Source organism: Kitasatospora sp. NPDC004240 (genome assembly GCF_053603215.1).
In genome coordinates, this window is sequence record NZ_JBSGFD010000249.1 from 1 (window position 1) to 10806 (window position 10806).

The 10806-nt window shown below is 75.2% G+C and carries 12 protein-coding genes; 11 read left to right on the forward strand and 1 reads right to left on the reverse strand.

Features of this window, described 5'->3' with window-relative positions:
- The 7 genes from ACWEQL_RS37575 to ACWEQL_RS37605 all read left to right on the forward strand — a co-directional run.
- A partial coding sequence (locus ACWEQL_RS37575; protein WP_452155270.1) for a TadA family conjugal transfer-associated ATPase occupies positions 1 to 1585 on the forward strand: 1585 nt, incomplete at its 5' end.
- Positions 1582 to 1716, forward strand: coding sequence for a hypothetical protein (locus tag ACWEQL_RS37580; protein WP_452155271.1), 135 nt, complete (start codon positions 1582 to 1584; stop codon positions 1714 to 1716). The genes ACWEQL_RS37575 and ACWEQL_RS37580, both read left to right, overlap by 4 nt.
- 13 nt (positions 1717 to 1729) lie before the next feature.
- A complete protein-coding gene (locus ACWEQL_RS37585; RefSeq protein ID WP_452155273.1) occupies positions 1730 to 2851 on the forward strand; it encodes a type II secretion system F family protein in 1122 nt (373 codons plus the stop codon).
- Positions 2848 to 3684 (forward strand): type II secretion system F family protein, encoded by an 837-nt coding sequence (locus tag ACWEQL_RS37590; RefSeq protein ID WP_452155275.1) that lies wholly within the window; start codon positions 2848 to 2850, stop codon positions 3682 to 3684. Before ACWEQL_RS37585 ends, ACWEQL_RS37590 begins: the two co-directional genes overlap by 4 nt.
- A gap of 124 nt (positions 3685 to 3808) precedes the next feature.
- Positions 3809 to 4081 carry a DUF4244 domain-containing protein gene (locus tag ACWEQL_RS37595; RefSeq protein WP_452155277.1) on the forward strand — a complete coding sequence of 91 codons (273 nt, stop codon included), beginning with the start codon at positions 3809 to 3811 and terminating at the stop codon, positions 4079 to 4081.
- Positions 4071 to 4526, forward strand: a complete 456-nt coding sequence (locus ACWEQL_RS37600) for a TadE family type IV pilus minor pilin (RefSeq protein ID WP_452155279.1) — start codon at positions 4071 to 4073, stop codon at positions 4524 to 4526. The genes ACWEQL_RS37595 and ACWEQL_RS37600 overlap by 11 nt, the downstream gene beginning before the upstream one ends.
- Entirely contained in the window at positions 4514 to 4996 is a 483-nt protein-coding gene (locus ACWEQL_RS37605) for an Rv3654c family TadE-like protein (protein ID WP_452155281.1), read from the forward strand. The genes ACWEQL_RS37600 and ACWEQL_RS37605 overlap by 13 nt, the downstream gene beginning before the upstream one ends.
- Here the strand turns inward: ACWEQL_RS37605 and ACWEQL_RS37610 are convergent.
- Positions 4993 to 7422 (reverse strand): DEAD/DEAH box helicase, encoded by a 2430-nt coding sequence (locus tag ACWEQL_RS37610; protein WP_452155283.1) that lies wholly within the window; start codon positions 7420 to 7422, stop codon positions 4993 to 4995. The two genes, ACWEQL_RS37605 and ACWEQL_RS37610, sit on opposite strands and share 4 nt — an antisense overlap.
- A gap of 229 nt (positions 7423 to 7651) precedes the next feature.
- Here ACWEQL_RS37610 and bldG point away from each other — a divergent pair, with 229 nt between their 5' ends.
- The 4 genes from bldG to ACWEQL_RS37630 form a co-directional block, all read left to right on the forward strand.
- The gene (bldG, locus tag ACWEQL_RS37615; RefSeq protein WP_452155285.1) at positions 7652 to 7993 is read left to right on the forward strand and encodes an anti-sigma factor antagonist BldG; all 342 of its coding nucleotides are present in this window, start codon (positions 7652 to 7654) and stop codon (positions 7991 to 7993) included.
- 222 nt (positions 7994 to 8215) lie between these two features.
- A complete protein-coding gene (locus ACWEQL_RS37620) occupies positions 8216 to 8632 on the forward strand; it encodes an ATP-binding protein (protein WP_452155287.1) in 417 nt (138 codons plus the stop codon).
- A 1030-nt stretch (positions 8633 to 9662) separates the two neighbouring features.
- Complete coding sequence (locus ACWEQL_RS37625) at positions 9663 to 10046, forward strand: cyclophilin-like fold protein (protein WP_452155289.1); 384 nt, start codon at positions 9663 to 9665, stop codon at positions 10044 to 10046.
- 158 nt (positions 10047 to 10204) lie between these two features.
- Positions 10205 to 10806 (forward strand): small secreted protein (locus tag ACWEQL_RS37630; RefSeq protein ID WP_452155291.1); only part of this gene is annotated, 602 nt, incomplete at its 3' end.

Here is a 10806-nt window from a genome sequence, read left to right on the forward strand (position 1 = left end):
CACGCTCCCCGGCGGCCCAGGAGGTCAGCCGGGGGCTCCTCCGATCACCCGTGCCGAGCGGCAGTCGGCGGCCGGCCGGGTGAGGCCCGGCGCCCGGGGCCCCGGTGCGTGCGGGCCCGGGCCGACGGCGTCTGCCGACCCGGGCCGTACGACGCCGGAGCCGCCACCGTACGGCCGCACGGCGCGGGAGGAACGGACGGCGGCCCTGGTCGATGCGGTCCGGCTGCGACTGGCCGAGTCCGGGGCGCCGCCGACGGACGGTTCGGTCGCGGCGGCCGTACGGGCCTCGCGGCCGCCGCTGGGCGGCGGTGACGTGCTCGACACGGTCCGGGCGCTGCGGGCCGAACTGGTCGGGGCCGGACCGCTGGACGGCCTGCTCGCGGCTCCCGACGTCACCGATGTCCTGGTCAACGGTCCGGACGAGGTGTGGATCGACCGGGGAGGCGGCCTCCAGCGGGTTCCGGAGGTCCGCTTCGCCGACGCCGACGCGGTGCGGCGTCTGGCCCACCGGCTGGCCACGGCGGCGGGACGCCGTCTCGACGACGCGCGGCCCTGGGTGGACGCCCGGCTGCCGGACGGCACGCGGCTGCACGCGGTGCTGCCGCCGATCGCCGCCGGCTGCACGCACATCTCGCTGAGGGTCTGCCGGCCGCGCCCCTTCACGCTCGACGAGCTGGTGGCGGGAGGGGCGCTGCCCCCGCAGGGCGCCGAGATCCTCGCCTGCGTCCTGCGGGCCCGGCTCTCGCTGCTGATCAGTGGGGGAACGGGCACGGGGAAGACCACGCTGCTCGCCGCCCTGCTCGGCCTGGTCGGGCCGGGTGAGCGGATCGTCCTCGCGGAGGATTCCGCCGAGCTGCGGCCCGACCACCCCCATGTGGTGAGGCTGCAGAGCCGCCCGCCGAACCAGGAGGGTCTGGGCGAGCTGACGCTGCGGGACCTGGTCCGCCAGGCCCTGCGGATGCGCCCCGACCGGCTGGTGATCGGCGAGGTGCGAGGGGCGGAGGTCTCGGACCTGCTGGCAGCCCTGAACACCGGTCACGAGGGTGGCTGCGGAACGGTCCACGCCAACCGGGCGGCGGACGTCCCGGTCCGGCTGGAGGCCCTCGGCGCCCTCGCGGGACTCGACCGGACCGCCCTGCACAGTCAACTCCGGGCGGCGCTCGACGTCGTGGTCCACGTCGTCCGCGAGCCGGGGCCGGGCCGGCGGCGGGTCGCCGAGATCCACGTACTGGGCGGGGACCGCACGGGCCTGGCCGTCACCACCCCGGCGGTGACCTTCACCGCGGACGGCTCGGTGCTCCCCGGCGCGGGCTGGGAACGACTGACCCGGCTCTGTGCGGAGCGCGGGGTCGAGTTGCCGAGGATCCCCGCCTCGAGAGAGCCGGAGGACGCGGCGCCGCGGGGTGCCGCCGGATTCCGGGTCGGCGCGGGCCCCCGCGGCTGTGCCGGGTTCATCGGTGGCGCCGGCTGCGCGGGCGGGGGCAAGTTCACGGGCGGTGGCACAGGGTTCGGCGGTGCTCGGTTCGGTGGCGGCGGTCCGGGCCGTGGCGGAGACGGCCCCGGGACCCGGGGCGGGCCGCGGTGAGGGTGCCGGCGGCGGCAGCGCTGGGGGCGCTCACGGCCCGGCAGGCCGAGGGGCTGTTCGCGCTGCTCGTGCTGGTGATCGCGGCCGCCGCGCTGGTGCTGCTCGAACCGTGGACCGGGCGAGGACGATGAGGAGGTTCGAGACATGACGACACGACAGATCGAGCTCGCGTGGGTGACCGCGCTCTGCGCGACCACGCTGGCCGGGTGGTACTGGCTCCAACGGCAGCTGGCAGGCGCCCGGCGTACCCGGCTGCTGCTCGCCGGCGAGCGTGCCGGGCCGGATGTCGGCTGGCCGTCCACCGAGGTCGCGGGAGCCGCCCGGGGGCGTGGCCGGGCGGGCGGGACTCCCGCCGGCGGCCGGTGGGCTTTCGGGATCCCCGGAGCCACACCGCCGCCCTGGCTGGTGCCCGAACTCCTGCTGCTGCCGGCGGGGCTGGCGGCCGCACAGACCACCGGCTCGCCGGTGCCGCTGCTCGCAGCGGCCCTGGCGGTGCTGCCGCTGCGGCGGTGGCGTCTGCGCCGCCGCACGGCCGAGCAGGCCCGGAAACGGGCGGAGGCGGTGGTCGAGCTCTGCACCGGGCTCTCGGCCGAGCTGCGCGGCGGCGCGACACCGGAGCAGGCGCTGCACCTGGTCACCGCACGGCTCGGCGAGGACGGCGAGGCGCTGCGTAGGCTCGGCGCGGAGCCGGTGGCCCGGCTGGCGGCCGGGCGGTACGGGGCCGACGTCCCGGCGGCCTTCCAACTGCTCGCCGAACTGCCCGGAGGCCGAGGGGCGAGCGCGATCGCGGCCTGCTGGCGGGTCTCCTCGGACGGCGGCTCGGGGCTGGCTGCGGCCCTGGACCGGGTCGCCGAGGCACTGCGCGCCGAACGGGCGCTGGCCGAGGAGATCCAGGGGGAGCTGGCGGCGCCCCGGACCACCATCGCTGTCCTGGCCGCCCTGCCCGCTGCCGGCCTGCTGCTCGGCGTGGCGCTCGGGGCACGACCGCTGGACATCCTGCTGCACACCAGGGAGGGCCTCGTCAGCCTGATCGCGGGGGCCGCCCTGGAAACGGCCGGCCTCGCCTGGACCGGACACATCGTGCGGACGGCCTCGCGGGGCGCCCTCGGCGACGCGGCGCCGGAACCCCCGGCCCGGACGGCCAAGAGTGCCGACGGTCCGGCGGGGAAGCCCACCGGGGTCGGCTGGCGGTGCGGCATCTCCCGTACCCGTGCCGGAGGCCGGTTGCCCAGCGGCGCCTTCCGACCGGAGGTGGTCCGGGGGTGACGGCCTCCCCTTCCCCCGACTGGCCGGCCCTGGGTCTCGTCGTGGCGGCCGCGGTGCTGCTCGTACGGCGATGGGCGGCCCGTCTCCGGTCGAGGCGGCGGGCCGGGGTCCGGATGCGCCGGGTGCTGGCGGGGCCGGAGAACGGCGGTCGGCCTTCCCCCGCGAGCGGGCTGCGGCGCAAGCGGGCCTGCGACCCGCCGGGCGGCCGACGGTCCGATGGCCGGGTGCGGCGGTTGGCGGTCGCGACCGTGGCCGGGGTGGTCCTCGCCGCGCTGGCCGACGGCGGCGCGGGGCTGCTGGCCGGTGTTCTGCTCGGCTGCGGGATGTACCGGTGGCTGCCGAGGGAGCGGTCCCCGGCGGAGCGCCGCGCGGCCCTGGAATCCGACCGGCTGGCCGGACAATTCCCGCTGACCGCCGAACTGTTGGCGGCCTGCCTGGGCTCCGCCGGATCGCCGGCGGAGGCGGTCGCGGCGGTCGGCCGGAGTGTGGGTGCCCCGATGGGCCCCCGGCTGGCGGCGATCTCCGCCGAACTGGCCCTCGGCGCACCACCGGAGGTCTGTTGGAGCCGGCTGGGCGAGGACCGCCCGGTGCTCGCCCCACTGGCCCGTTGCCTGGTCCGGACGAGCCTCAGCGGCGCTCCGGCCGCCGGCCAGCTGACGGCCCTGGCCCAGGGCCGACGGGCGGCTGCGATCCACGCCGCCCACGCCCGGGTACGGCGCGCCGGGGTGCTCGCCACGGCTCCGCTGGGGCTCTGCTTCCTGCCGGCGTTCGTCCTGATCAGCGTCGTCCCGGTGGTCCTCGGGCTCACCACGTCGTTCGGCGCGAGGCTCTGACGGGCAGTCCGCCCGCTCGGCCCCCGCCCGCCGGGTGAACGGGCGGCCCGTCCGTCCACCACATCGCACCAACCCGTGCCGGATGTCCCGTCCGGACGTTCAGAACTCACCGAAGGAGATCCCCATGACTGCTGTCCTCGTGCCCAAGGCCCCGGCCGGCGCTCCCCAGCCCCACCTGCTGACGATCTGCCGGCGACGGGGCCGATGGGCGGCCGGCCGGATCCGACGGGCGGCCCACCGCCGACGGGGGTCCGACGCCGGGATGACCACCGCGGAGTACGCGGTCGGCACGGTCGCGGCCTGCGCGCTGGCCGCCGTGCTGTACAAGCTGGTCACCGGTGACGCCATCACCGGCGCGCTCGGCGAGGTCATCGAGCGGGCGATCCGTGCGGCGTGACGGCGCGCGGCGGCGACGGTGGGGGCGGCCCCCACCGTGGCGGTGGCCGCGAGGGTGTCGCGGCCGCCCCGCCGACGCCGGCTACGTCACGGCGGAGACCGCGGTGGCGATGCCCGCGCTGGTCCTGCTGGCCGCGATGCTGATCTGGGGCGTGCTCGCGTGTTCCGCCCAGATCCGCTGTGTGGACGCGGCCCGGGTGGGCGCCCGGGCGGCCGCGCGCGGTGAGCCGGACGCCGCCACCCAGGCCCGTTCGGCGGCCCCGCCCGGGGCCTCGGTGCAGGTCGCGGGCGATGCCCGGACGGTGCGGGTCACCGTGCGGGTGCCCTGCCCGGGCCCGGGGCGGCTGGCGTCGGCCCTCTCGGTGCAGCTGGCCGCCGAGGCGGTGGCGGCCCGGGAGGACGTCCTGACGGCCGGCGGAGGAGGTGCCGGGGCATGGCCGGCCTGACCGGATCCACGACGGGACGGCCGGGTACCGCAGTGGGCCGCTCGGGTACGGGGCCGGGGCGCGGACGGCTGGACACCGGCTCGGCGTCCGTGTGGCTGCTGGCGCTCGGGCTGATCGGGTGCGCGGTCTTCGGCGCGGTTCTGTCGCTGGGGGCGGTGATCGCCGCCCGGCACCGGGCCGAGTCGGCGGCCGATCTGGCCGCGCTGGCGGCGGCGGACCGCCTGCTGCTCGACGAGGACGGTGGGTGCGCCCGGGCAGCAGGCATCGCGGCGGCCCAGCGGTCCGTCCTGGTGTCGTGCAGGGTGGAGCCGTCCGCGGACGCCGTCGAGGTGGTGGTCGAGGTGCCGGTCACCGGCCTGCCCCCGGAGCTCGCGGGCCTGGAGCTCGGCCCCGCCAGGGCCAGAGCACGTGCCGGACCGCTCCGGGCCGCCGGCACCGCCGACGACCCGGACACCAAGGCCGGCTCCTAGCCGGCGCTCCCGTTCTCCCCGGCCGGGCCCGGGGTGAGGCCGTCGGTCCCGGCACCGGCCTCGCCAGCCGTCCCGGCACCGCTTCCCGGCTTCCCGGTGCCCGGTTCCCTGGCGCCCGGGGCGCCGGCCAGCAGGACGTCGAGCAGCCGGACGGCGGCCGACTTGTCCAGCGGATCGTTCCCGTTGCCGCACTTGGGCGACTGCACGCAGGACGGGCAGCCGCGTTCGCACTCGCAGGCCGCGATCGCGTCCCGGGTGGCGGTGAGCCAGTGGGAGGCCCGCTGGAAGCCGCGTTCGGCGAAGCCGGCGCCACCGGAGTGACCGTCGTAGACGAACACGGTGAGCAGTCCGGTGTCCGGATGCAGCGGCACCGAGACGCCGCCGATGTCCCAGCGGTCGCAGGTGGCGAACAGCGGGAGCAGGCCGATCGAGGCGTGCTCGGCGGCGTGGGCGGCGCCGGGCAGCTGATCGGGCGGGATGTCGGCGTCGAGGAGCTGGTCCTCGGTGACGGACCACCAGACCGCCCGGGTCCGCAGGGTTCTCGGCGGCAGGTCGAGCTTGGTCTCGCCCATGATCTCCCCGGTGGAGATCCGCTTGCGGAGGTAGCCGACCACCTGGTTGACCACCTCCACCGAGCCGAAGCTGAGCCGGCCCTCGCCCCAGCCCACGGTGGTGTCGGTCGAGAGCACGGAGATGGAGGTGATGTCGCGGGCGGCGGTCGTGTAGGGCGGGTCCGCCGGTGCGACCAGGGCGACCGAGTTGTCCAGGTCGAGGTCCTGGACGAGGTAGCTGCGGCCCTGGTGCAGGTGGACGGCCCCGGTGTGGACGGTGGTGTGGGAGGCGGAGGCGTCCACCGTGCCGAGCAGCCGCCCGGTCGAGGCCTCGACGATCTGGACCGGACTGCCGCCGCTGCCGCGCAGGTCCACGGAGTCGGCGGCCCGCTCGCGGCGGGTCCAGAACCAGGAGCCGCCCCGGCGGCGCAGCAGCCCGCGCCGCTCCAGCACCGGCAGCAGCGGGCCGGCGGAGGGTCCGAACAGCGCGAGGTCCTCCTCGCCCAACGGGAGCTCGGCGGCGGCCGCGCACAGGTGCGGCGCGAGGATGTGCGGGTTGTCGGGGTCGAGCACGGTGGCCTCGACGGGTGTGGCGAACAGGGCCTCCGGATGGTGCACCAGATAGGTGTCCAGCGGGTCGTCGCGCGCGATCAGGACGGCCAGGGCGCCCTGGGCCTCCCGCCCCGCGCGTCCGGCCTGCTGCCACAGCGAGGCCCGCGTACCGGGGTAGCCGGCCATCAGGACGGCGTCCAGGCCGGAGATGTCGACGCCGAGTTCGAGGGCGGAGGTGGAGGCGAGCCCGAGGAGCCGCCCGGTGTGCAGATCGCGTTCGAGTGCCCGGCGTTCGTCCGCGAGGTAGCCACCGCGGTAGGCGGCGACGCGGGTGGCCAGCGGGCTGCCCAGCTGGTCCTGGGTCTGCAGGGCGACGAGTTCGGCGGCCCGCCGGGAGCGGACGAACACGACCGTGCGGGTGCCGTTGTCGACCAGGTCGGTCAGCAGGTGCGCGGCCTCGGCGGTGGCCGTCCTGCGGACGGGGGCGCCGTGCTCGCCGACGTTCTCCGTCAGCGGCGGCTCCCAGAGACCGAAGACCATCGGCCCGCGCGGGGAGCCGTCCTCGGTGACGGCCTCGGCGGGCAGCCCGGTGAGCCGGCGGGCGGTGGCGGCCGGGTCGGCGGTCGTCGCCGAGGCGAGCAGGAACACCGGCGAGGAGCCGTACCGGGCGCAGATCCGGCGCAGCCGCCGCAGCACCTGGGCGACGTGCGAGCCGAACACCCCCCGGTAGCTGTGGCACTCGTCGACGACCACGTAGCGGAGCGTCTTGAGGAAGGAGGCCCAACGCGGATGGGCGGGCAGGATGCCGCGGTGCAGCATGTCCGGGTTGGTCAGCACGTACGAGGCGTACTGGCGGACCCACTCGCGCTCCTCGGGCGGGGTGTCACCGTCGTACAGGGCGGCGCGGACGCGGGGCGGGGCGAGTTCGGCGGCCCGCCGACGCTGGTCGGCGGCGAGGGCCTTGGTGGGCGCCAGGTAGAGGGCGGTGGCGCCACGCCCGTTGCGGGCCTCGGTGCCGTCGAGCAGATCGCTGAGCACCGGGGCCAGGTAGCCGAGCGACTTGCCCGAGGCGGTCCCTGTGGCGATCACCACAGTTTGACCGGTTTTGGCGAGTTTCATGGCTTCTGCCTGGTGCGCCCAGGGGCGCTCGACACCCAGCTCCAGGGCGGCCGTCACGATCTCCGACCGGATCGAATCCGGCCACGGCGAATAACGTGCCGCCCGGGCGGGAAGGTGCTCCGTATGGGTGAGCCGGTCGGATCGCCCCCGGGCGGCGGACAGGGTCGTGAGCAGTGCCTCGGGCAGGCTGTGACGGGGCGACATGAGGACCCAGTGTGTCACCGGCGTGACGGAGAATCGTCGTAAGCCATCGTGCGGGCATGGTCGCAGGTGGTTGAATGTGGCCGTGACGGCCGTACGGCCGGGGTCGCAGCGCCGAGGCTTGCCACGCATCGGCTGAGCGCGCCCGGGCACGACGGCCGACGCAACCATGCGATGGCGGCCAACGGGCCGGGATCGCGATGACGTAGCAAGGCAAGGTGCTGGAGGTTCCGTGGACCTGTCCCTGTCGACCCGTACAGTCGGCGATCGCACGGTCGTCGAGGTTGGCGGCGAGATCGATGTGTACACCGCCCCGAAGCTGCGGGAGCAGCTGGTCGAGCTCGTCAACGACGGCAAGTACCACCTGGTCGTCGACATGGAGGGCGTGGACTTCCTCGACTCGACCGGTCTGGGTGTGCTGGTGGGCGGTCTCAAGCGCGTGCGTGCCCACGAGGGTTCGCTGCGCCTGGTGTGCAACCAGGAGCGCATCCTGAAGATCTTCCGGATCACCGGTCTGACCAAGGTTTTCCCGATCCACACCTCGGTCGACGACGCGGTCAACTCGACCGACTGACATACCGGTCCGACGTGACCGACTGAGCTGACCGGTCGGCGGGCCGGGGTGACCCGGCCCGCCGACCGATCGAACCGCGTATCCGCTCCGCCGGACCGCGGGTCGGGCGGGCGCACCGGTCGGACGACCCGGATGTGCGCGTCCGACCTCACACGTCCGGGGAAGCCGGGCCCTCACGGGTTCCGGGCGGCCCTGGTCGGAGTACCCCGAGGAGGGGGAGAGATGGCAACCGTCGAACTTCGATTCAGCGCGCTTCCCGAGCACGTCCGTACGGCCCGGCTGGTGGCTGCGGCGGTCGCCAGACGAGCCGGGGTCGACGAGTCGGTGCTCGACGAGGTACGCCTCGCCGTCGGTGAGGCGTGCTCCCGTGCGGTCGGGCTGCACCAGCGCGGCGGTATCACCGGCGCGGTCCGGGTGGCGCTGATCGACCAGGAGAAGCGTTTCCTCATCGAGATCGAGGACGAGGCCGGTCCCGCGACCGTGCCCTCCTCCGGTGAGGCCGACGGAGACCCGGACGAGGACACCCTCGGCCTCGCTGTGATCACCGGCCTGGTGGAGGACCTCGAGGTTAGCAAGGGCGCTGCCGGCGGGCTGATCCGGATGAGCTGGCCGGTCTCGGTCGACGCCATCGCGGTCTGACCCGGCCGACCTTTCGCCGCCCCACCACCTTCACCTCCCCACCCCTCACCGTGGCCGCTCTCACCGGCTTCGATGCCTCGTTGCCTTCATCGGCTTCGCTGCCGCCGCGGTTCGTCGGTGCTCCGTCGGTCGCCCCGGCTGTCGGCATGTCCGCCGACCAGGCTGTCGGCTGCCCGTTCACCCTCCGATCGATCTTCACGCGCGCGCCAGCCGGACCCCCGGATCCGGCGTATGCCAGCCGCTACGGCCCTGCCCGGGGCCGATATTCGTGCTGGTGGTGGACCGGCCGGACGGTGGTCGGTGGCTGATGGGGGCGGACGGTCTGGGCGTCCTGGTCGAGCCACCCTGCACGGCCTGTCGTCGGCCGAGATCGACCGGATCGACGCGGCCGTGGCCCGAGCCTGCGGGGACCGAGCGGTCATGGTGCGGGTGTCGGGCCGGCCTCCGGAACGGATCCCGCCGCTGCCGCAGCTGCGGATGCCGCGTGTGGTGAGCGAGTCGGCCCGGTTCTGGCACGGTGAGTTGGCGGGCGGTCTGGTGCACGGCTCCGGTCGGCTGTGGTTCTGGCGCTGTTCCCGCTGATCGGTGCGGTCCCGTCGGCCGGGGCGCTCGGCGTGGCGGGTGCGCTGTTCGCGCTGGTGCCGGTGGTGGTGCTAGGCCCTGTCCGGCCGATCTTGCCGGGCGCACGACGCCGGGCATCCTCCCCCAGCCTCCGGCCGGGGGCGCCCCCACCTGGACACACGGCCGAATCGCCCAAGTACATCCAGTACGAGGCCGATCCGGCCGCACGCCCAGCCGGGCGCGGAATGGGGGCACCTCCCGGCCGAAGGCTGGGGGAGCCGCGCGCTGATCCGACAAGATCGACCGGACAGGCCCTGGCCGGACCCTTGGGGCCGATCAAGGTGATGCGGCGGATCCAACCGTTGGAATGGCATTGACAAACTGTTGAACCGGGCGGTTCCCTGCTCTCGGCACGACCCGGGTCCGGCCGGCCGCGAGGCCGCCGGATCCGATCGCGGAAGGGGAACCCATGCGGATACGCATTCTCTGGCCTGCCGGGCAGGCGACTGCCACGCTCGTCGGCTCGCCCACCACCGAGGCGGTCTGGGCCGCGCTGCCGATCAGCTCGACGGCCAGCACCTGGGGTGAGGAGGTCTACTTCGAGACCCCGGTCAGCGTGGCCCGCGAGGCCGGCGCCCAACAGGTCGTCGAGCCGGGGACGGTGGCGTTCTGGACGGACGGAGAGAGCCTCGCCCTGCCGTACGGGCCGACGCCGATCTCGCGGGACGGCGAGTGCCGGCTGGCCGGCCCGTGCAATGTCCTCGGCACGCTGGACGGGGACCCGCAGGCGCTGCGGACCGTACGGCCGGGCGATCCGGTCCGGGTCGAGCGGGTCCTGAACAGCGGGTCCTGAACAGCGGGCCTGAACAGCGGGCCTGCACGACGGACCTCCGTGACGGACCTGTGCGACAGGCCGTTCGGCGGGTCGGGAAGCCGACGGGCGGGAACCGGGGGCGGGTGGCGGCCGTGTAGGTTCGCAGTTCGACGACCGAAACCGAAAGGGCTCTCCCGGTGAACAAGCGACTGCTGGCCGTACCCGCGCTGGGCGCGCTGCTCGCGTTCGGCGCCGTCGGCTGCGGCGACGACGACAACAGCAAGCAGCTGACCGAATGGGCGTCGAACGTCTGCGGAGCCGCCAAGGACCCGATCGCCCAGGCGCAGGCCGCCCTCGCGGACACCGGCCAGGTCAAGACCGGCGAGTCGCCCGCCGACCTGCAGAAGCGGCTGTCCGCCGACATATCCCGCCTGGCCAAGACCAACCAGCAGATCGCCGAGGCCATCGACAAGGCCGGCGCGCCGAAGGTCGACGACGGCGAGGCCCTGCGCAAGGACACCGTCGCCGAGCTCAACAAGGCGGCGGAGGGCTACCTGGAGGTCCAGAAGAAGCTGGACGGGCTGCCCAACGCGGACCAGTCGAAGTTCGCGGACGGCCTGCGCAGCGTCGCCGACCAGGTGCAGCAGCTGGCCTCGCTCTCCACGGCGGCCCAGAGCAAGCTGCAGCGCGGTGAGCTCGGCGCGGCGATGGCCAAGCAGGACGGCTGCAAGCCGGGCGCGGCCGCCCCGACCGGTGCGGCGTCGGGCGGCGCGGACGGCGGTGCGACCGGTGGAGCCTC